Origin of the sequence: Deefgea tanakiae, assembly GCF_019665765.1 — a bacterium.
GTDB classification, from domain to species: Bacteria; Pseudomonadota; Gammaproteobacteria; order Burkholderiales; family Chitinibacteraceae; genus Deefgea; species Deefgea tanakiae.
This window is the reverse complement of the sequence record NZ_CP081150.1, coordinates 1,931,766-1,953,346: the sequence shown is the minus strand read 5'-3', so window position 1 is coordinate 1,953,346 and position 21,581 is coordinate 1,931,766. Positions and strand designations below refer to the sequence as shown.

Below are 21,581 nucleotides of genomic sequence, written 5' to 3'. Positions count from 1 at the left end.
ATGGCTGGACAAGGTTCTGGCGGTAATGTGATTGCCGCATTGGCGAGTTTTTTTATTCCTGGCTTGGGGCAATTGCTGCAAGGTCGCGTGCTGAAAGCTGCGCTCATGTTTATTTCTGCTGCGGTATTGTGGTGGATTTTACTGGGCTGGATTATTCATTTGTGGTCGATTGTCGATGCGGCCTTATTCAAACCCAATAATTGAGTTTATTCATGTCTGATGATTTGTTAAAACAGCATCGCGATGCGATTGATGCCATCGACCAGCAAGTTTTGCAGCTGATTAATCAACGCGCTGAACACGCGCGCACCATTGGTGAAATTAAAGGTGGCGGCGTTGTCTATCGCCCAGAACGCGAAGCACAAGTACTGACGCGGATTAAAGAGCTCAATCCGGGGCCGCTATCGGGCGAAACCTGTGCGCGCTTGTTTCGCGAAATTATGTCGGCCTGTTTGGCACTGGAGCGCCCGTTAACAATTGCGTTTTTGGGACCTGAAGGCACGTTTAGCCAAGCTGCAGCGATCAAGCATTTTGGTCATGCCGCAGCAACTTTGGCTTGTTCATCAATTGATGACGCTTTCCGCGTGGTTGAAGCGCGTGGGGCGGATTATGTCGTTGCGCCCGTAGAGAACTCTACCGAAGGTGCGGTTGGACGTACCTTGGATTTGATGGTTACAACGCCTTTGCAAGTCTGTGGCGAAGTGGTGCTGCGAATTCATCACCATTTCTTGCGCGCGACAACGGGTTTGAGCGATGTAAAGCGGGTGTATTCCCACGCGCAAAGCTTGGCGCAATGCCATGAATGGCTTAATAAAAATTTACCTGAAGGTGTCGAGCGGATTTCTGTCGCGAGCAATGCCGAAGCGGCGCGTTTGGCTAGTCTTGATGCAAGCAGCGCGGCGATTGCAGGTGATTCAGCAGCTGAAAAATTTGGTCTAGTTAAATTGGCCGAAAACATCGAAGACGAACCGAATAACACGACGCGCTTCTTGGTGCTTGGATACCAAAATGCAGCGCGTTCGGGTAAAGACAAAACGTCATTGGTGATTTCAGCGCCGAATCGTCCAGGTGCATTGCATGCTTTAGTTGAGCCGTTGGCACGCAATGGCGTGTCGATGACTAAATTTGAATCGCGTCCAAGCCGAACCGGTTTATGGGAATACGTATTTTTTGCTGATGTGGATGGCTTTGTGGAAGACGCGCATTTGCAAACTGCACTAAAAGAATTGCAAGACGTTGCGGCATTTGTAAAGGTTTTGGGCTCGTATCCGCAAGCTGTCATTTAACTGTGATGTTGGCACCGTAGTGTAGCTCGGTCAGCTTTAACTATCACATACGGGATCTTTTAAATGAAATCAGTCGTCGTTTTTTGTGGTTCACGCTTCGGTAACAAAGAAATCTACCGCCATGCAGCGCAAAAACTCGGGCGTGAGTTGGCCGAGCGAGAAATGACCTTGGTGTATGGCGGCGGCCATGTCGGTTTGATGGGCGCAGTCGCAGAGGCTTGCCTTGATGCCGGTGGCAAAGTGATCGGCGTCATTCCGCAGTTTATGGTTGAGCGTGAGCTGGGGTATGGCGCTTGCAGCCAATTAGAAGTTGTTGATTCGATGCATACCCGCAAGGCTCGCATGGCAGAGTTAGCAGATGCGTTCATCGCGATGCCCGGCGGTTTTGGTACGTTTGACGAGTTGTTTGAGATTCTGACTTGGGGTCAAATTGGCTTGCATGAGAAACCAGTTGGATTGCTCAATACCGCTGATTACTTTGTGCCTCTGCGCGCCATGGTGGCGCAAGCTGTGAATGAAGGCTTTGTGAAGGACAGCGATGCGGCCAAATTATTGTGTGCCGATGAATCGCACGATTTGCTTGAATTGCTGCAGCAAAAACCATCCAGTAGTGCAGGTGAGTGGTGGAAAACTTAGGTTTAGCCTTAGCCAGTGATGCCAAAAGGGCGGCGGCGCTGATTTATCAGTCCGACGCCCCTTTTTACGACTATTGGTTTGCGCTGCCGCCGGAGTTGGTGTTGCTTAATTTGGCGCAACTTTGGCAAGCCGAAGCGGGTAGTTATAGTTATCGGAACGCGCAAGTGCTGCGCAATGGTGATGATGAACTGATCGCCTTGGTGTTTCATTATGCCGCAGGGTATGGTGCGCAACTTCAAGTAAGTGATGAGTTTGAGCTGGGTACTCTGGCATTAGATTTAAGTATCTTGCGAGAGCGGCAATATCAGCTCGATTTTTTATTTCCGCATGTTCCAAAAAATGCTTGGTATTTACGCACCATTGCCGTTGATGCTGCGCATCGTGGTCAGAAACTCGGTGAGCGTATGCTGGCCCAAGTGTGCTACGCCGCGCGTGAAGCGGGCTACGCTAGCTTGCATGTTGATGTGGATAGTGGCAATCCAGCTGCGCTGAGATTTTATCTGCAGCACGGATTTGAGATTTGGGTTGAATCTGAAGTGCGACAGCTCGCTCAATTTGCATTACCAGCGAGTTTACGTCTGGTTAAAGCATTGAATCAACTCACGCACACTTAATTCAAAAAACTAAGATTATTCGAAAAAGAATAGGAAAAATTATGTCACTGAGCACACTTGCCCCCGAACACATTCGCGCGATTGCGCCGTATCAACCGGGTAAACCGGTTTCCGAATTGGCACGAGAAATGGGTTTAAATCCTGCTGATATCGTGAAACTAGCATCGAATGAAAATCCGCTAGGGATGGGGCCAAAAGCTCGTGCCGCGATAGAGGCCGAAATCGCTGAGTTAGCGCGTTATCCCGATGGGAACGGTTTTGAGCTCAAAGCCAAAATTGCACAAAAATTTAATGTTGAACTGAATCAAATTGTCTTGGGCAATGGCTCGAACGACGTGCTCGAATTGATTTCACATGCTTTTTTGCAAGCAGGTGATTCGGCGGTGTATTCAGAATATGCGTTTGCCGTGTACCCACTCGCCACGCAAGCGATGGGTGCGACAGGGATTTGCGTGAAGGCGGTTGATTACGGCCATGATCTGGATGCAATGCGCGCAGCGATTTTGCCGTCCACTAAAATCGTTTGGATCGCCAATCCCAACAATCCAACCGGTACGCTGGCGCGGCCGGGCGATTTGATTGAGTTTATGGAATTGTGCCCAAAGAACGTGATTGTGGTGTTGGATGAGGCCTATACCGAGTTTTTGCCTGCCGCAAAACGCAGTGATTCAATTGCTTGGTTAAAACAATTTCCTAATTTGATCGTGGTGCGGACATTTTCCAAAGCGTATGGCTTAGCTGGTTTGCGCGTGGGTTTCGCACTCGCGAGCAGCGAAATCATCGATATGCTTAATCGCGTGCGGCAAGCGTTTAATGTGAATAGTCTGGCACAAGCAGCGGCCTGCGCGGCGCTGGATGATTTGGAATTTTTGCGTGAATCGGTGCGTGTGAATCTTGAGGGCATGCAGCAAATCACCGATGCTTTCCGCCGCCTTGGCATTAGCTTTATTGAGTCGAGCGGTAACTTTGTGACTTTCCATTGTGGTGACGCAAAAATGCTCAACCAATTTATGCTGGAGCGCGGCGTAATTGTGCGTCCGCTGGCAGGCTACGGCATGCTCAATAGCCTGCGCGTATCGATTGGCTTACCAAGCGAAAATGCACGTTTTATTGCTGTCTTGGAAGAGGCTATGGCTGATTGATGTATTGCCTTGTAAGCCAATACCCTATCGATTAAATTGAAAAAACCGCTTTTTAGCGGTTTTTTTATTGGGCGATATGCAAAAAATGACACAAACACACCGAATGACATTTTAAACCGCATGTGGGGTAAGCTTGTGTCACATGGTTTAGCAAGGCCATGAATTGCTAGTATCTAACGATAACGCTCAAAGATGGGTTTAAGCTTGTTTCTTTTTTCAAGATTGGTAATCGCTCGATTGAGATCTGCCAGCTTGATTTGTCCAGAGCGCGATACCGCACACGCAGCAGGCTGATCTTTGATCACTAAATACGGGTGAATTTTGACTTTGAGATTACCGAGTTTTTGTTGATATTCGAGTATGTATTGGGGAATGATAATGTGATTTACATGTCCCGCATTCAGCTTGAGTAGATTGTTCTTCGGCCCAAGTGAATCGTCGCGTATAAATTGATTTCCCAGTTGCTGGCGCATTTCAACATAATTGAAACCAAGAATAGTGCCAATCGGGATGTTCGACAGCTCTGACATTTGCATCGGCCGTACTTGATTTTGATTGCTGACCAGTAGTTCGACATGTGGTATGAAATTTTTACTCCAGTCAAAAGGGCCAACCAGCCATGCCTGATTTTGGTTGCAAATCAAATCGGCTTTACCGTCAATTAAAGCTTGTGCAATTCGCTTGCGGGGCAGAGTGATGAAAGTTGCTTTGCGACCCATTTCTTGCGCGATGGCATTGCCAAGTTCAAACAGCATGCCGCCTTTGAGCTGGAAATCTTGAATATGAGCGAGCGGCATGGTGTTGCTATCAGTGAGTACGATCCGCAATGGTGCCGCGTTGCCCAAGCTAGGCAATAAGACGAGCAGTAATGCGCCACAAAACGACTTGAAGCGCATGCTTGTCATTGGCTTGAATGAATCGCAAAATTTTTGAGTTGCTTGGATTGTCATTGATAGGATTCAAAATGCCAGAGTGTTAATGATCTAGATGATGGCGTCTGAGCCGATTTGTCATTGATCACGTATAAACAAGTCCGCCGCCACAGACTGCCCTCAGTTATAATATCGCAAAACTGAGAATGCAAAGAGGAGAAGTACATGTTTGGCAAAGACAATACCTACGTTTCTGAATACACTCAATTTATCGAAGGCGTGTTGGAAAAAAATCCTGAATTAAAACAAGGCCAAATTGAAGGCCGCGCTTTGTTGTGGGATAAAGCCCCGATTAATTTAGATGAACGTAGCCGTAACGATGCATCAACAACTCGTAAATAAGAGCAAATGCGTATTAAAAACCGCCATGATATTTGGCGGTTTTTTTGTGCCTGAATGTATTTGTGGCGAAATGTAACTATAATTTTATTGCACGTGCGTGCGTCCAGTCAGATATGCGGAGATTACGTTGGTCTTTACGATATCTGTTTGGGCGAGACTCACCGTTTCGTTGACTTAGCCAGGCACCATAATGACTTGATCAATGACACGCTATACTGCAGATTAGACGTGCGCCACTACCGTTGTGTGTAGACTAAATAATTATCAACTGTACCTACTGCTGTTAGAAAACCAACTCAATCGATCATATAGAGAAAGACTGCGTGTCAAATAACCTTTCTAATCAGCATTACGAAGAATCTGGTGATTCTTTTGGCTGGATTCGTAAAGTACTCGTTTTTTTGTTTATCTGCGTGTTTGTCGCCGCTTTGGTGATTCAAAGCATTTCGACATGGCGTAGTTATCAAGCGACGCTCGCCAAAGCTGAGCAAGAGATGCTATTGCTGGCGCGTGCATTTGATCAGCACGTAGGGCGGACGATGGAAGGCACATTGTCAGCGCTAAATACGGTTGAGCAAGATGAAATTTTTCAGTCTTGTTTAGCGGTTCAGGATTCTGCTTGTTTACATGCTTATATGTTGCGTTTTGTTGGTCGATATGCACAGCTAAGCAGTATGGGTTTAGCTAATGAAAATGGTGTTTTAGCTGCCTCAAGCTTAATGTTCCCAGTCAAAGCGCATAATTTATCCAGTAGCCAGTTTTTCCGAGTTGTACGCTCAAGACCGCAAGCTCCTTTTTATATCGCTGAACAGCAAGCCGATCCAACGGGTACGGATTCGATTATTCCATTTGTAACCGGTGTGCTGGATAAGAAATCCAATTTTTCTGGGGTAATGATTGCCGGTTTAAATCCAGCCTATTTCCAAAAATTTTATTCATCAATTAGCCAAAACCGCGATGTTGTTATTCGTTTGTTTCGTGATGACGGGATTTCTCTTGCTCGCTTTCCACGGCGTGATGAGGAAATTGGCCGAGATATTTCACATAAGGAATTTTTTGATCGTGTTTCAAGTGGTACTGAAAGCGGCGTATTTTATGAAACCAGCAAGGTCGATAACATTACTCGCATTTACGGGTGGCGGCGGGTCGAGGGTTGGCCTTTAGGTGTTTCGGTTGGTATTAACCGCGATGATGTGTTAGCACCTTGGTGGAAAGAGACATTTATCACGATGGGAATGGCTTTAACGCTGTTATTGGGTGGCTCAGCCTTATTGTTTTATGTTTTGCGCCAACTACGTCGCTTAGAACGAACCGAGGCCGATTTATATTTAACTAAAGTTGCTATTGAGAATGGCGCAGACATGGCGATTTGGCTCGATCCAGCAGGACATATTCGCTATATCAATGCAACGACCTGCATTCGCTTTGGTTATTCTGAGAAAGACTTAATGGCCATGCGTTTTCGGGATATTAATCCGAATTTCAAGCCAGAAAGCTGGCCTAAATTTTGGAATTTATTGCGGCATCATCGGCATTTATTTGATGAAATTATCTTAAAGACAAGGACTGGTGAAGAGTTTCCTTGTGAAGTTCATTCCAACTATATTTTATTTAAAGGGCAAGAGTATAACTGTGCCGTTGTTCGTGATATTTCTGAGCGACGAATGCAGGAAGAGGCCATTGTTAAATCAGAGCAGCAACTGCGTTTGGCATTAGAAGCATCCAGTACCGGTTTATTTGATATGCCGCTGGATGGTCGGCGCACGGCAATTACTAGTCCTGAATACGATCGCCTATTGGGTTATCAACCGGGTGAATTGGTTGAAACATTTGATAAATGGAAAGATCAGCTGCATCCCACCGATAGAGAGCAAGCGGTTTCAGCTTACCGTGATTATTATGTCGGCAATTCGGCGCAATTTGCGGTTGAGTTTCGCCGTAAAATTAAATTGGGTGATTTTCGCTGGTTTCAAACCCGTGGCAAGTTTGTTGATTTTGATACCCGTGGTAAGCCTAGTCGTTTGATTGGCACGATGACCGATATTACTGAGCGAAAAGAAGCGCAAGATCGTATAACTGAATTGGCTAATTTTGATACGGTCACCGGCTTAGCCAATCGTAATTTATTGCGTGATGAGCTGCGTCTCGCTGTTGCCAATGCAGAGAAGCATAATACGCAACTCGCAGTCTTATTTTTGGATTTAGATCGTTTTAAAACCATCAATGACTCACTCGGTCATTCCGCTGGCGATATGGTGTTGGCGCAAGTGGCGGGGCGTTTGCGGCAAATTGTCGGCAAGCAAGATATTTTATCTCGCTTGGGTGGTGATGAATTTGTACTGGTGCTGGCCGATTTACCTAATCCTTTAGTTGCAGGAAATATTGCAGACCGAATTTTATCGTCATTTCATGATTCATTCTCACTCGATGCGGGCAGTTTTGCGACTTCGACCTCGATTGGGATTAGCGTATTTCCTGATGATGGCCGTGATCCCGATGTTTTGATTAAAAACGCCGATGTCGCGATGTATCAGGCAAAAGATATGGGGCGCAATAATTATCAGTATTTTACTGCAGATATGAATGCCCGAGCATCTGAGCGGCTGATATTAGAAACGAGCATGCGTAATGCTTTGGCAAATAGTGAGTTTGAACTCTACTTCCAACCTCAAGTGAGCTTAAAAACGGGCTGTATTTTAGGTGCTGAAGCCTTGATACGGTGGAATCATCCTGAGCAAGGGATTATTTCGCCCATTAAATTTATTCCCATTGCTGAAGAGTCGCGTTTGATTGTGCCAATTGGCAATTGGGTGATGCAAGAAGCCTGTCGTTTAGCTGCGAAGTGGCAGCAAGCGGGATTACCACCGATTACTATCGCTGTGAATGTATCCCCTTTGCAATTGCATCAAGCTAATTTTTTAGAGTTGATTCAAAGTGCGCTGGACGATGCTGGCTTGGCGGCCAAATATTTGGAAATTGAAGTGACTGAGTCCGTCGTGATGCAAGAGGTTGAGCAGGTGATGCTCACTTTGCAGGGTATTAAACGACTGGGGGTGAAGTTGTCGCTGGATGATTTTGGAACTGGGTATTCGAGCTTGGCGTATTTGAAACGTTTTGCTTTTGATAAGCTCAAAGTCGATCAAAGTTTTGTGCGAGATATTAGTTGTGATGCTAATGATGCGGCGATTGTCATGGCGATTATAGGCTTGGGTAAAACACTGGGGATGTCGGTATTGGCCGAAGGGGTTGAGACTCAACCGCAGCTTGAGTTCTTATGTTCGGCAGGAACCGATTCGATTCAAGGTTATTTATTTAGTCGCCCTATCACGGCTACTGCGTTTGAACTGATGCAAGAGCAAAACAAAGTGTTGATACTCAATCAGTGAGGGGAATACCCCTCACGGGTTTAAGCGTCTTTTGCTTTTAATTCTTCGACTAGATCAATATACCCATTAATGGCTGTTTCATTACTGGTGCCAACGAGTTTGGCCCATGCATCGTACTTTGCTTGTGCTACAAACTGGATGGCAGAAGGGCGATCACCGCTTACATCACCTTCGCTGCCTTGTTTGTAAAGCGCATAGAGTTTCAACTTAGTTTGCACATCGGGTGCATCGTTCAGATTAACCACTTCGTCTTGTGCGGTTTTAAACCGTGCTGCTAAATCACTCATGACTTTTCCTTTTAAAACGGTCGTTTGAAAGTGCTCGCTTAGTATAGACTGATAAGCTAAATTTTTCCAAGTCTCATGGCATGTCGATGAATCAATTCTTCAATTGAATCTACTGGAGAGCATGATGCAAGTACCACAGCGAATTGCATATTTGAATGGTGAGTTTGCGGCCTTAGACCAACTCAAAATTTCGGTTTTGGATCGTGGTTTTTTATTTGGTGATGGCATCTATGAAATGATACCGGTCTACAGTCATGCCATTTTTCGTCTTGATGAGCATTTAGCGCGACTGGAAAAGAATCTAGCAGCGATCAGTATACAAAATCCTTATTCAAGGAGCGAGTGGCGGCGATTGGTTGTTTCATTGGTTGAGCAACAAAACTTTGCTGACCAATCGATTTATTTACAAGTCTCGCGCGGGCCTGCTTTTCCACGTAATCATGCTTTTCCCGCTGAAGTTTCCCCTACAGTCTTTATGTTTTCTGATGTCTTAGAAGCGCCTGCTAATTTGCTGGTCGAGCAGGGCGTTCACGCAATTACAGCGACGGATGTGCGTTGGTTGCGTTGTAATATCAAAGCGATTTCTTTACTGGCAAATGTATTGGCAAAGCAGCAGGCTGCTGATGCTGGGGTGGCCGAGACTATTTTATTGCGCGATGGATTGATGATTGAAGGCGCTGCGAGCAATATTTTTATCGTAAAAGCGGGCATAATCTATGCCCCTGCGCCATCCGATTTGATGCTGACGGGAATCACTTACGATCTATTGATTGAGTTGGCAGAGCAAAACGACTTACCTTTGCAGTTGGGGGATGTGACTGAGGCCATGTTGCGGCAGGCCGATGAAGTTTGGCTGACATCGTCTTCAAAAGAAATCCTTGCGATTATTGTTTTAGATGGACAGCCAGTAGGAAATGGGCAAGTTGGCCCCATATATAAAAGAATGGTCAGTTTTTATCAAGATTTTAAAACGACGGTGATGCGCCGTGGTTTGGAGTAAATTAGCATGGTTGGATTTACCGATATTCCGAGTCAAAAACTCGAAGATTTAGTGACTTTTCCGGTGTTGATTCCGGTTAAAGCGGTCAGTCAAAAAAATATTGCCCAAGAAGTGTTTGTGCAAGAAGTGTTGCAAGTGACTATTTTGCATGTGCCTGATTTTGTCGAAGAAAAAATTGAAATCCGCGCATCGAGTAGCGGCAATTATCATGCGCTGACTCTAATGATTACCTTTGAACACGTCGATCAAGTCCACGCGCTTGATGCCGCACTGCGTGCCCATCCTATGGTTCGTATGGTGCTTTAAGTGGCAGATGTCATTGTCAAACAATTAGGGCAAGTTGAATATTTGCCAACGTTTGAAGCGATGCAAGCGTTTACCGTGAACCGCGATGCGAGCACACCCGATGAGCTTTGGCTGTTGGAGCATCCGCCGGTGTTTACGCAAGGTTTGGCGGGTAAGCCTGAGCATATTTTGCAAAGCAGCAGTATTCCGATTGTGCAGATCGATCGCGGTGGGCAAGTAACCTATCACGGACCGGGGCAATTGGTTGCTTATTTGTTGCTTGATTTGCGCCGACATAAGCTTGGCGTTCGTGATTTGGTACGCTTGCTCGAAAATAGCGTTATTGGCGTTTTAGCTGATGATGGCATCACCGCTTACGGCAAAGTTGATGCGCCGGGTGTATATGTCCAGCTCAAGAATGAATTGGGTGAATACGAAGCTAAAATTGCCAGTTTAGGCCTACGGATCAAAAATGGTTGTTGCTACCATGGTTTAGCGCTCAATGTGAGCATGGATTTAGCCCCTTTTGCCTTTATCAATCCATGTGGTTATCAAGGTCTGCAAGTAACGCGGATGGTGGACTTAGGGATAAACAAGACACCCGCCGATTTGTTCGGTAAAATGGCCGACAAAATTCTTCAACAAATCAAGCAATTACCCGTATAAATAGTGCGGTAATTCGGACGCTATGACAGAACAAATTAAAGACGTGGCAGCGGGCGCGACGCCAGCGGCAAAACCGGCATCAAAAGAAGTCGGCGTGAAACTTAAAGGCGAAGCCAAAACAGCGCGCATCCCGATTAAAATCGTTCAGCTTGAAACTAAACTCAAAAAGCCAGAATGGATTCGTGTCCAAGCGGCAAGTCACAACAGTCGTTTCTATGAAATTAAAGAAATCCTGCGTGAACAAAAGCTGCATACCGTGTGCGAAGAAGCCACTTGCCCGAATATCGGTGAGTGCTTCGGCAAGGGCACTGCGACTTTCATGATCATGGGTGATATCTGTACGCGTCGTTGCCCGTTCTGTGATGTCGGCCATGGCCGCCCAAATCCACTTGATGAAAACGAGCCGCGCCATTTGGGCGAAACGATTGCTGCGCTTAAACTCAAATATGTGGTGATTACGTCCGTGGATCGTGATGATTTGCGCGATGGCGGCGCTGCTCACTTTGCTGAATGTATTCAAAAAACGCGTGAACTTAGCCCTGCCACGCAGATTGAAGTGCTTGTGCCTGATTTCCGTGGCCGTATGGACATTGCGCTGTCGATTTTCAAAGACGCCTTGCCTGACGTATTGAATCACAATCTGGAAACTGCACCACGCTTGTATAAACAAGCGCGTCCGGGTTCGGATTATCAGCACTCACTTGATTTGCTGAAAGAATTCAAACGCTTGTATCCGCACGTGAATACCAAATCGGGCATCATGGTCGGACTTGGCGAAACGGATGAAGAAGTATTCCAAGTGATGGAAGACATGCGTGCGCACGATATCGACATGATTACAATTGGTCAGTATTTGCAGCCATCCAATGGCCATTTGCCAGTGTTGCGTTATGTGCATCCTGATCAATTTAAAATCTTTGAAAACCGTGCGTATGAACTTGGCTTTAAACATGCGGCGGTTGGTGCGATGGTGCGTAGTTCATACCACGCAGATCAGCAAGCGCATAACGCGGGTGTTTAATTTTTAGGTGTTAATAAAAACGGAGCCATCGGCTCCGTTTTTATTGGGTATTTGTATCTAGCTCTTTATAAATATAGGCTAGATGAACATACCGTGAGGTAATTTTGATGCATGATTTACCAAAACATCAGCTAACCATGACCGTTTTAATGACACCTGATATGGCCAATTTTTCGGGCAAAGTGCATGGTGGGGCTTTATTAAAGCAACTCGATCAAGTCGCTTATGCTTGCGCTAGCCGCTATGCCGGCGCCTATGCGGTGACCTTATCGGTCGATCAAGTCACGTTCAAGCAGCCGATTTTCGTAGGTGAATTGGTTCATTTTTTGGCCAGCGTCAATTACACCGGTCGAACCTCAATGGAAATTGGTATTCGGGTGGTCGCAGAGAATATTCGTGAACAAACTGAGCGGCATACCAATAGTTGTTACTTTACGATGGTGGCGATGTCGGCCGAAGGTCAATCGCTGCGAGTCGAGCCTTTGGTGCCGAATGATGAAGAGGCGGTGATCCGCTGGGTGCAGGCTGAAGCGCGGCGTGATATTCGCTTGATGCTAAAAAAATAATCTATTTTTGGCTGATGAATTTCTTTTCGCTCAGTAGCCGTCGAATGGCGATATTGCTGTGTTTTAGACCCATTGCATATGCATTGATTTGAGCCTTGTTATTGAGTTCTACATCGGCATGATGATTGATCAGTGCTTCTGAAACATGCACATGGCCTTGCTGTAGCGCTTTATGCAAGGCCGTTTCACCCTCTTCATCTTGATGATTGATGTATGCGCCCGCTTCCATCAGTACCATCACCGCGTCGCGTTGCCCGCGTGCAGCAGCTTGAATCAGTGGAGTACGTCCAGTTTTACTGACTGCATTCGCATTTGCACCATGCTCAAGTAATAGCTGTATCACTTCGGCGTGGCCATTGGCCGCAGCCCAATGCAAGGCGGTATAGCCGCCGGAGTCTTGGCTTTCTGTGGCCGCTTGGTTAGCGAGTAATAAACCAACACAGGGCAATTGCCCGAAGGAGGAGGCCCAAATGAGCGGGGTTTTTCCATGGTGGTCGGTCGCATTAATCTTCATTCCTGCTTTGAGAAACAAGACGAGCTTCATCGTTTCGCCGCGCTCAGCTGCTGCAAAAAAACCTTCTTTATTAAACGCAGTACCACTTTCTTCTAAATGATGGCGTGCTTCTTTTACATGACCCCAAACATCGGTTTCGTTCAATGAGTAGCCTAGTAGTCGTTCATCATTCGCTTGAATCAAGGTCGAGATTTCACTAATTACGACTGAAGAGAATCCTTGCCGATTGCCCCTATCATCGAGTAATAAGCTTTGCAAATAGGCACCAAAGGCATCGCTTTGGCTGGATGCAATGATGAGTTCAAGCACACGAGGATGTTGCTCGGCGAGCTGGTGGGGATAGCGCGATGAGTCGCCATTGATTAGATTGAGAAGCTGCTGATTCACTGCATGATCCAATAATGTTCAATTTCTACTGCCTTTAATCGGCAGAGATAAAAGCTTACAGCATGGTTCTACCCGAGGCAATGGAATTCATACCTATGGAATGGACTGATATTCGTTTGCTTTGATTCAAAATAAAAAAACGCCATCACAAGGATGGCGTTTTTTATGCTGGCGCAGCCGATGTGCTGGCTGCTTAGGCTATTACATGCCCATGCCACCCATACCACCCATGCCGCCCATATCTGGCATGCTAGGGCCGTCTTCTTTTGGCAAGTCTGCGATCATGCAATCAGTCGTCAACAACAAGCCAGCTACAGAAGCGGCGTGTTGCAACGCAGAGCGCGTTACTTTAGCTGGATCGAGAACACCCATTTCAACCATATCGCCGTATTCGCCAGTTGCCGCGTTGTAACCAAAGTTACCTTTGCCTTCCAACACTTTTGCAACAACAACACTTGGCTCGTCGCCAGCGTTTTGTACGATTTGACGCAATGGTGCTTCAATTGCACGCAGAACGATTTTGATACCAGCGTCTTGATCAGCGTTAGCGCCTTTCAATTCTGTGATGGTAGAGCGAGCGCGGAGCAATGCTACGCCGCCGCCAGCCACGATACCTTCTTCAACCGCAGCGCGAGTAGCGTGCAATGCGTCTTCAACGCGGGCTTTTTTCTCTTTCATTTCAACTTCAGTCGCAGCACCAACTTTGATCACTGCAACGCCGCCTGCCAACTTAGCTACGCGTTCTTGCAGTTTTTCTTTGTCGTAGTCGCTGGTTGAAGCTTCAACTTGTTGGCGAATTGTCGCTACGCGCGCTTTAATTGCAGCTTCGTCACCTGCGCCGTCGATGATGATGGTGTTTTCTTTACCCACTTCAATGCGTTTCGCTTGGCCGAGCATCGACAATTCAGCTTTTTCAAGCGTCAAACCCACTTCTTCAGCGATCACAGTACCGCCAGTCAAGATCGCGATGTCTTCTAGCATGGCTTTACGACGGTCGCCAAAGCCTGGGGCTTTAACAGCAACAGTTTTCAAGATGCCACGGATGTTATTCACAACCAAGGTCGCCAATGCTTCGCCATCAACGTCTTCAGCCACGATTAACAATGGACGGCCAGCTTTTGCTACGCCTTCCAATACTGGAAGCAAGTCACGGATGTTGCTGATTTTTTTGTCGAACAACAGAACGAATGGGTTGTCGAGCAGGGCGATTTGTTTTTCTGGGTTGTTGATGAAGTACGGGCTCAAGTAGCCACGGTCAAACTGCATACCTTCAACAACATCCAATTCATCTTCCAGACCAGAACCGTCTTCAACGGTGATCACGCCTTCTTTACCGACTTTTTCCATCGCAGCAGCGATTTTTTCGCCGATGATTTCGTCAGAGTTAGCAGAGATCGAGCCAACTTGAGCGATTTCTTTGCTAGTGGTGCATGGTTTAGAGATGTTTTTCAACTCAGCAACCAAAGTGATGACCGCTTTGTCGATACCGCGTTTCAAATCCATTGGGTTCATGCCGGCAGCAACGTATTTCATGCCTTCTTGCACGATGGCTTGCGCCAATACAGTGGCAGTGGTTGTGCCGTCGCCGGCGATGTCAGAAGTTTTAGATGCAACTTCTTTCACCATTTGTGCGCCCATGTTTTCGAATTTGTCTTTCAATTCGATTTCTTTGGCAACCGATACACCGTCTTTGGTGATCGTTGGTGCGCCGTATGAACGCTCAAGCACCACATTGCGACCTTTAGGGCCGAGGGTTACTTTAACGGCATTCGCCAAAACATTCACACCAGCAACCATTTTTGCGCGGGCGCTATCGCCGAAGATTACTTCTTTTGCAGCCATTTGATTATTCTCCAATCATTTGTATTTGTTGGGTGGCTTAGCCTTAGCTTTAAAAAGCCGCAGGATCTAAGCGCACAAGCTTCAATTCAAAAATTATTCAATCACCGCGAAGATTTCTTCTTCACGAACAACAACTAATTCTTCACCGTCGATTTTCACGCTTTGTGCGTATTTGCCGAGCAATACTTTATCGCCAACTTTGACTGACAGCGCTTGTACTGTGCCGTTTTCTAATACTTTGCCGGTACCAACAGCAACGACTTCACCCATATCTGGTTTTTCAGCTGCGCTACCTGCCAATAAAATGCCAGAGGCGGTTTTTGCTTCAGCTTCAACACGTTTGATTACTACGCGGTCATGCAATGGACGAATTTTCATGGATTAAAACTCCTGAGTATTGAACAGTCGTTAAAAAAATAGGGTGGCTAGCGAGTGAGTTCTGATAAAGAACCAATTTAGCACTCGGCTTGCTTGAGTGCTAAATGGTAGGGGCGAGAGGGCATTATTTCAAGGGCTGGCTGCGTATTTTTTGCTATTAAAAAGTGGAATTAATTATCATAGGGGTATTGCGATCTGGGTTTATATAAATAAGCTTTACGGTCTGATACCCTATTGGTCGTGTTAGCTTGATTTGTAAGGAACCTTAGCCAAATTTATTGCTCTAAGGCGGGTGTGGTATCTTTAGCGAAAATTCAAGGAAGAAGTGCGATGAAAACAAGTGTTAAGGTGGCATTGGCTGCGGTAGTGGTTGTGGCCGCGGGACTTGGGTTAATTTTTTTTAGCCCTGTATCGGTCATCCCCACAGCGCAAGCCATGACAACGCTAGAGAACAAAACCATCAAGTTGGACGATTTCAAAGGTAAAGTGGTCTTGGTTAATTTTTGGGCAACCAGCTGCTCAGGTTGTATCGCGGAAATGCCGGGTTTGGTTAAAGCGCAAAACGAATTAGGCAAAGATAAGCTAGTCACCGTGGCGGTGGCGATGAGCTACGACAATCCACAGTATATTCAAAATTATTTGAGCAAAGTACCGTTGCCGTTTGAAGTGGTTTATGACCAAAGTGGCGAAATCGCTAGATCATTTGGTGAAGTGCAACTCACCCCAACTTCTTTTATCCTTGGCAAGGATGGCCGCTTAATTAAGAAAATTGTCGGTGAGTTAAGCGAAGCTGAGTTGGTGAAATTGGTCAATAACGCAAGTTAGCGTTTATATTTAGCGCCCATAGACTGAGTGATTGCCGGGGGAAGAAATACAGACATCCCCCAGCACGGTGTTCTTATTTTTTTAACTTTACCGCATAGGGGCGAATTAGTCGCTGAACGCCATATTGCAGTTGATCCCATTCGCGAGGGCAATAGTCAGCACGTCCTTGTGGTAATAGTTCTTGTTTCACTAGAAACTCGGCTTGCTCCGGGAATTTGGCATAGGTATAGCAGAGCATATTGAAATAACGTTGCTCAGATAGCGGGTGAATATCGGAAAAAGCACCGAAATCGTAGCGGGTGTCGTCACCAAAATTTTCATTTCTGCGCATGAAATAGAATTTGGCACCTTGCAATACTTTTTTCACTTCCTCGATATTTTTTTGTTCGAGCGAGTAATGAAAGGCCACCGCATCAGCAGCAATTTCTTCGTTGCCAATCAATGGGATTTTGAAGATATCGAAAATCGCATGACTTAATTCATGCCTAAATAGAAAAATAGCCGCATTTCTTTTGATGTCATTGCGGTAGTTCTGGTCATGATGCCCCAGTTGCGCTTCTACTTTCTCTACTAAGTCTTTGAAAATTTCATAGCACATTATGACGCGAGCTTCACCCGGCACATACATTGCATTCACTTCATTGCATTGTTTGGTTTCGAGTGTAATCGGCGTTGGCCATTTGAGGAGTGCGGCGGTTTTGCCGGCGGATTCGAGTGCTTGATGTGATTTTAAAAATTCATAATAGGGTTTCAAGTTTTCATCAGCAGGCGGTGTATAGGTGACGATCACTTGCGGTGCTGCAAAAGCGATATTTAATGTTGCTGAAAATATTGCCGTTGAAATAAATCGAACGATGTTTCGCATCTTTTTCTCCCGATAGAAAAAGGGTGGCCTAAAACCACCCTTTACTTTAAACGCGTATGCCGCAATTAAAATCGATCATTTTCGCAGCAATATTCAATTTAATTACTTCGTTGGCGCTACTGCTTTGTCATTGCCGCCTTCGCCTTTCATAGGTTTAGCTGCTTTGTCATTGCCGCCTTCACCTTTCATTGGTTTAGCTGCTTTGTCGTTGCCGCCTTCGCCTTTCATAGGTTTAGCCGCTTTGTCGTTGCCGCCTTCACCTTTCATAGGTTTTGCTGCTTTGTCGTTGCCGCCTTCGCCTTTCATAGGTTTAGCCGCTTTGTCGTTGCCGCCTTCACCTTTCATTGGTGCAGTGGCTTTGTCATTGCCGCCTTCGCCTTTCATTGGTGCAGTGGCTTTGTCGTTGCCGCCTTCGCCTTTCATTGGTTTAGCTGCTTTGTCGTTGCCGCCTTCGCCTTTCATAGGTTTAGCCGCTTTGTCGTTGCCGCCTTCGCCTTTCATGGGTTTAGCTGCTTTGTCGTTGCCGCCTTCACCCTTCATTGGTGCAGTTGCTTTGTCGTTACCACCTTCACCTTTCATAGGTGCGCTTGCTGTAGCGGCCATCGCAGTTACGCTGGCAAGAGAAAGAATCGCTGCAACTAGAACTGAACGTTTTTTCATGATGTGTAAGCCTTTTGATTGGTTTTTGTGTTGACAACATTATTGTAGTTGAATGCTTATTCAGTGCAAAAAAATAGCTTAGCCTCGTGTCAAAATTGTAACTAAGTCAGAAATTGATGACTTAAATGATGTTTTAAGTAAGAAAAGTAAGTATCAAAGACGAGTTTGTGCATGCGACTTGCCCGATTGGCGTTTAAAAATTAGTTTAAAGCAGTCTTCAAGGCGCTGACGATTCTTGATAAATCTGCGTTTGTAATTTGCCAATGTGTCACCAGTCGCATCCAGCCGTGTTCAGGTGGATTGGCTTTGATTTGCGCTTGCGTGAGTGTTTGCATTAGAAATTCTACGTCAAGCTCGCGGGTGAAGCGCAACCACACCATATTGATGTGCACCGCGGATAAATCAATTTCAATTCCCTCAATCGTAGATAGCTGCTGAGCTAGTAATTGCGCATTGCGGTGGTCCTCATGTAAACGCTGTGGCATTTCATTGAGTGCAATCAATCCGGGTGCTGCCAATACGCCAACTTGACGCAAACCGCCACCGAGTAGTTTGCGTTTTTTGCGTGCTTTAGCAATAAATGCCTCATTGCCAGCCAATATTGAGCCAATTGGCGCGGCTAAGCCTTTGCTCAAGCAAAACATCACCGTATCGCAATACTGCGTGATCTCGCGCACGTCGACGTTCAAATGGGCTGCGGCGTTAAACACACGAGCACCGTCTAAATGCACCGGCACGTTTTCAGCTTGCGCAACTTGCCAAATTTCTTGCATTGTTGCCAGTGGAATCACGCGGCCATTTGAATGCGCGTTTTCGACGCAAATCAAGCCGGTTTGTGGCTCATGAATATCAGCTCCGTGGCGGATTTTGCTATGGATTTTGGCCGCATCGAGTGCGCCAAGATGACTTTCAATCGTCCGAAGTTGCACGCCGCTAATGACTGCGGCGGCTCCTACTTCATGCCAAACAATATGACTATCATCGCCAACAATTACTTCATTGCCGGGCTGGCAATGCGTGAAAATTGCCAATTGATTGCCCATCGTGCCAGTCGGTACAAAGAGTGCGGCGGCTTTACCCAGTTTCGCCGCAGCTTGTTGTTCTAGTTCAATGACCGTTGGATCATCGCCATAACAATCATCGCCTACGATGGCATTGGCCATTGCCATACGCATGGCAGGTGTGGGCTGAGTAACAGTGTCGCTGCGCAAGTCCAGTATATTGTCCATAGAGGCTCCTTTTTGGATTTAAGCAGTCTAAACTAAATAGAGCATTCCAGCCTATGGAGGCCGATTGTGAAGATTTGGCATCAAATGAGTTCGGACGAAGTCCTTGCGCACTGGCAGTCGCATCCAGAGGAAGGCTTGAGCAATGAGCTCGCGCAAACGCGGCAACTGGAATACGGCAAAAATCAATTACCGACTGCTGTTACGGTGCCGTTATGGCGGCGCATTTGGAATCAGTTATCGCAGCCTTTGGTCTTGGTGTTGATTTTCGCAGGGGCCGTGACGCTGATATTGGGCGAATGGGTCGATGCTTCAGTGATTTTTGGCGTTGTCGTAATTAATGCGGCTGTTGGCTTGATTCAAGAAGGCCGCGCTGAGCAAGCGCTGTTGGCTTTGGCCGAGCATCTAGGGCAAGACGTTCATACGGTGCGCGCTGGGCAAGCGCTGCGTTTGGCGGTCGAAGAATTGGTGCCGGGTGATGTGGTGCACTTGGCTGCAGGGGACAAAGTCCCTGCCGATTTGCGATTATTTCATGCCAATGAATTGGCGGCACATGAGGCAATGTTGACCGGTGAATCCTTGCCCGTCAATAAGCACATCGATGTGCTGGATGCCGCAACGCAATTGGCTGAGCGCGGCAATATGGTGTTTGGCGGCACGATGCTGTTGCGTGGTAATGCAAAAGGCGTGGTTGTCGCGACCGGATTAAATACCGAGACGGGAAAAATTGCGGCCAGTTTATTGCGAACTGACGCGATGATCACGCCGTTGACGCGGCAAATCGCGCAATTTGCTAATCAACTCTTGTGGATCATCATCGCCTTGGCGGCGGTGACGTTTGCCGTGGGTTTGATGCGTGGCGAAAGCGCGTATGCCATGTTTATGGCTGCAGTCGCGTTGGCGATTGGTGCAATTCCCGAGGGCTTGCCGGCCGCTGTGACGATCACGCTGGCGATTGGCGTAGCGCGAATGGCCAAGCAAGGCGCGATTATTCGCCACTTACCTGCGGTAGAAACCTTGGGCGGCACAACGGTGATTTGCTCGGATAAAACCGGCACCTTGACTGAAAATCGTATGACGGTGACTGCGCTGTGTGTAGCTAAAACAATTATTGATCTTAAGTATATTGATGGAGTCTTTGATAATAAAGACATAGAGAAAGATACATTGCTCCTGATTCACGGGGCAGTACTATGCAACGATGCGATGCAGCTTGCTGATGGTTCATTTACGGGGGATCCGACTGAAACTGCGCTATTGGTATTGGCGCAGCAAATGGGAATGGATGTCACGCAAATTCGCCAGCAAGCACCAAGGCAAGATGCGGTGCCGTTCAGCGCCGAACGCAAAAGTATGCAGACCTTGCATCAGGTAGTTGATAACACGATCGCGCAGCATTACATCAAAGGCGCGCCGGAAGTCATTTTGCCCTTGTGTGCTTTGGGTGACGAGGTCGCTGCTCAAGTCAGTGAAATGGCCGCCATGGGTTTGCGCGTGTTGGCTTTTGCGGTGCGAGACAGTGACGAAGCTAAGCTTGAACTAGAGCTCGATTTAAACACGCCCAATCCAGCCAGTAATTGGCACTTTTTAGGCTTGATCGGCATGATCGATCCGCCACGCCAAGAGGTTAATGCGGCGATTGAGCAATGCCAAGCTGCGGGTATTCGCATCAAAATGATTACCGGCGATCATCCGGTGACGGCGGCAGCGATTGCGACGCAATTGGGCTTGATGCAAGCCAACACGACAGTTCTTACTGGCCAAGAGTTAGCCAAAAATAGCCCACAGCAATTGCAAGAGATTGTGCGTAATGTGGCAGTGTTTGCGCGTGTTGCGCCCGAGCAAAAACTCGAACTGGTTCGAGCATTACAAGCTAACGGTGAAATTGTTGCGATGACGGGGGATGGTGTAAATGACGCGCCCGCACTCAAAGCTGCTGAGATTGGCATCGCAATGGGGAAGGGCGGTACCGAGGTGGCGAAAGAAGCCGCGGCAATGGTGCTCACTGACAATAATTTTGCGACCTTGGTCGCCGCCGTGCGGCAAGGGCGGGGCGTGTACGCCAATTTACAGAAATTCATTACTTGGACTTTACCGACCAATATCGGCGAAGGCTGCGTCATTCTAGTGGCGATTTTAAGCGGCACGCTACTGCCGGTGACGCCGCTGCAAATCCTCTGGATCAATATGAGTACGGCGCTGTTGTTGGGCATGATGCTGGCGTTTGAGCCGGTCGAGCCCACGGTAATGCAGCAGCCTCCACGCAATCCCACTAGCCCGTTGCTGGGTAAAACGCTGGTGATTCGGATGGTTTTGGTTGGATCATTGTTTTTAATCTTGGTATTTGGTCTATTTTATTGGGCTTTGGCGCTGAAAGTCCCTGTAGAGCAAGCACGAACGATAGCTGTCAATGCTTTTGTTGTCGGTGAAATTGCCTATTTATTTACTTGCCGCTCTTTAACTGGCGGTTGCTGGACTTTAGGTTGGTGGAGCAATCCGTGGGTCTGGTTTGGCAGTGGCTCAATGATTGTGCTGCAAGGGCTCTTTACCTATTGGTCGCCGATGAATCGCTTGTTTGCATCCAGCCCGTTTCCGACGCAGTACTGGATTTGGATCGTCGCGGGAGCGTTGTTGATTGCCGCTTTGGTGGAGCTAGAAAAAATGCTGACTACAGCCGCAGCCAGAAAATCGGTAAGATAAGCTGATTATTGTGTTGAATGG

General features: G+C 47.0%; 22 protein-coding genes. 14 read left to right on the top strand and 8 right to left on the bottom strand.

Annotated features, from left to right (window positions below; translation table 11 throughout):
• The 5 genes from K4H28_RS09155 to hisC all read left to right on the top strand — a co-directional run bounded on the left by K4H28_RS09155 (position 1) and on the right by hisC (position 3,678).
• A complete protein-coding gene (locus K4H28_RS09155) occupies positions 1-204 on the top strand; it encodes a DUF6677 family protein (RefSeq protein WP_221004918.1) in 204 nt (67 codons plus the stop codon).
• A gap of 8 nt (positions 205-212) precedes the next feature.
• On the top strand, positions 213-1,286 hold the full coding sequence (pheA, locus tag K4H28_RS09150) for a prephenate dehydratase (RefSeq protein ID WP_221004917.1): 1,074 nt from the start codon (positions 213-215) through the stop codon (positions 1,284-1,286).
• A 63-nt stretch (positions 1,287-1,349) separates the two neighbouring features.
• Positions 1,350-1,922, top strand: a complete 573-nt coding sequence (locus K4H28_RS09145) for an LOG family protein (RefSeq protein WP_221004916.1) — start codon at positions 1,350-1,352, stop codon at positions 1,920-1,922.
• Entirely contained in the window at positions 1,910-2,536 is a 627-nt protein-coding gene (locus tag K4H28_RS09140) for a GNAT family N-acetyltransferase (protein ID WP_221004915.1), read from the top strand. Before K4H28_RS09145 ends, K4H28_RS09140 begins: the two co-directional genes overlap by 13 nt.
• Before the next feature lie 41 nt (positions 2,537-2,577).
• On the top strand, positions 2,578-3,678 hold the full coding sequence (gene hisC, locus K4H28_RS09135; protein WP_221004914.1) for a histidinol-phosphate transaminase: 1,101 nt from the start codon (positions 2,578-2,580) through the stop codon (positions 3,676-3,678).
• Between the two features lie 173 nt (positions 3,679-3,851).
• Here the strand turns inward: hisC and K4H28_RS09130 are convergent, their stop codons facing one another.
• Positions 3,852-4,574: a substrate-binding periplasmic protein gene (locus K4H28_RS09130; RefSeq protein WP_221004913.1), complete on the bottom strand. Its 723-nt coding sequence runs from the start codon at positions 4,572-4,574 to the stop codon at positions 3,852-3,854.
• Between the two features lie 201 nt (positions 4,575-4,775).
• On the opposite strand from K4H28_RS09130, the gene K4H28_RS09125 reads away from it, so the two are divergent.
• Together K4H28_RS09125 and K4H28_RS09120 are read left to right on the top strand one after the other, a co-directional pair.
• Positions 4,776-4,952 carry a DUF3460 family protein gene (locus tag K4H28_RS09125; RefSeq protein WP_221004912.1) on the top strand — a complete coding sequence of 59 codons (177 nt, stop codon included), beginning with the start codon at positions 4,776-4,778 and terminating at the stop codon, positions 4,950-4,952.
• Between the two features lie 323 nt (positions 4,953-5,275).
• On the top strand, positions 5,276-8,338 hold the full coding sequence (locus tag K4H28_RS09120; protein ID WP_221004911.1) for a bifunctional diguanylate cyclase/phosphodiesterase: 3,063 nt from the start codon (positions 5,276-5,278) through the stop codon (positions 8,336-8,338).
• A gap of 20 nt (positions 8,339-8,358) precedes the next feature.
• Here K4H28_RS09120 and K4H28_RS09115 read toward each other — a convergent pair whose 3' ends face one another.
• Positions 8,359-8,625: an acyl-CoA-binding protein gene (locus K4H28_RS09115; protein ID WP_221004910.1), complete on the bottom strand. Its 267-nt coding sequence runs from the start codon at positions 8,623-8,625 to the stop codon at positions 8,359-8,361.
• A gap of 121 nt (positions 8,626-8,746) precedes the next feature.
• Between K4H28_RS09115 and K4H28_RS09110 the strand changes: the two genes are divergently transcribed.
• The 5 genes from K4H28_RS09110 to K4H28_RS09090 all read left to right on the top strand — a co-directional run bounded on the left by K4H28_RS09110 (position 8,747) and on the right by K4H28_RS09090 (position 12,163).
• Positions 8,747-9,625, top strand: a complete 879-nt coding sequence (locus K4H28_RS09110) for a D-amino acid aminotransferase (protein ID WP_255573487.1) — start codon at positions 8,747-8,749, stop codon at positions 9,623-9,625.
• Between the two features lie 6 nt (positions 9,626-9,631).
• Positions 9,632-9,931: a YbeD family protein gene (locus tag K4H28_RS09105; RefSeq protein ID WP_221004909.1), complete on the top strand. Its 300-nt coding sequence runs from the start codon at positions 9,632-9,634 to the stop codon at positions 9,929-9,931.
• A 12-nt stretch (positions 9,932-9,943) separates the two neighbouring features.
• On the top strand, positions 9,944-10,576 hold the full coding sequence (gene lipB / locus K4H28_RS09100) for a lipoyl(octanoyl) transferase LipB (RefSeq protein WP_221008007.1): 633 nt from the start codon (positions 9,944-9,946) through the stop codon (positions 10,574-10,576).
• 22 nt (positions 10,577-10,598) lie between these two features.
• Entirely contained in the window at positions 10,599-11,597 is a 999-nt protein-coding gene (gene lipA / locus K4H28_RS09095; RefSeq protein WP_221004908.1) for a lipoyl synthase, read from the top strand.
• 137 nt (positions 11,598-11,734) lie between these two features.
• Positions 11,735-12,163 (top strand): acyl-CoA thioesterase, encoded by a 429-nt coding sequence (locus tag K4H28_RS09090; protein WP_444542505.1) that lies wholly within the window; start codon positions 11,735-11,737, stop codon positions 12,161-12,163.
• A gap of 1 nt (position 12,164) precedes the next feature.
• Here K4H28_RS09090 and K4H28_RS09085 read toward each other — a convergent pair whose 3' ends face one another.
• The 3 genes from K4H28_RS09085 to K4H28_RS09075 form a co-directional block, all read right to left on the bottom strand.
• Positions 12,165-13,064 (bottom strand): ankyrin repeat domain-containing protein, encoded by a 900-nt coding sequence (locus K4H28_RS09085; protein ID WP_221004906.1) that lies wholly within the window; start codon positions 13,062-13,064, stop codon positions 12,165-12,167.
• Positions 13,065-13,265: 201 nt separating this feature from the next.
• Positions 13,266-14,906, bottom strand: coding sequence for a chaperonin GroEL (groL, locus tag K4H28_RS09080; protein ID WP_221004905.1), 1,641 nt, complete (start codon positions 14,904-14,906; stop codon positions 13,266-13,268).
• Positions 14,907-14,999: 93 nt separating this feature from the next.
• Positions 15,000-15,284 (bottom strand): co-chaperone GroES, encoded by a 285-nt coding sequence (locus K4H28_RS09075; protein WP_221004904.1) that lies wholly within the window; start codon positions 15,282-15,284, stop codon positions 15,000-15,002.
• A gap of 330 nt (positions 15,285-15,614) precedes the next feature.
• Here K4H28_RS09075 and K4H28_RS09070 point away from each other — a divergent pair, with 330 nt between their 5' ends.
• A complete protein-coding gene (locus K4H28_RS09070) occupies positions 15,615-16,109 on the top strand; it encodes a TlpA disulfide reductase family protein (protein WP_221004903.1) in 495 nt (164 codons plus the stop codon).
• Positions 16,110-16,182: 73 nt separating this feature from the next.
• Here K4H28_RS09070 and K4H28_RS09065 read toward each other — a convergent pair whose 3' ends face one another.
• The 3 genes from K4H28_RS09065 to ltaE form a co-directional block, all read right to left on the bottom strand.
• On the bottom strand, positions 16,183-16,974 hold the full coding sequence (locus K4H28_RS09065; RefSeq protein WP_221004902.1) for a DUF4344 domain-containing metallopeptidase: 792 nt from the start codon (positions 16,972-16,974) through the stop codon (positions 16,183-16,185).
• A 102-nt stretch (positions 16,975-17,076) separates the two neighbouring features.
• Entirely contained in the window at positions 17,077-17,634 is a 558-nt protein-coding gene (locus K4H28_RS09060; protein WP_221004901.1) for a hypothetical protein, read from the bottom strand.
• A 200-nt stretch (positions 17,635-17,834) separates the two neighbouring features.
• Positions 17,835-18,863: a low-specificity L-threonine aldolase gene (gene ltaE, locus K4H28_RS09055; RefSeq protein ID WP_221004900.1), complete on the bottom strand. Its 1,029-nt coding sequence runs from the start codon at positions 18,861-18,863 to the stop codon at positions 17,835-17,837.
• A 66-nt stretch (positions 18,864-18,929) separates the two neighbouring features.
• On the opposite strand from ltaE, the gene K4H28_RS09050 reads away from it, so the two are divergent.
• Complete coding sequence (locus K4H28_RS09050; protein ID WP_221004899.1) at positions 18,930-21,560, top strand: cation-translocating P-type ATPase; 2,631 nt, start codon at positions 18,930-18,932, stop codon at positions 21,558-21,560.
• Positions 21,561-21,581 lie beyond the last annotated feature (21 nt).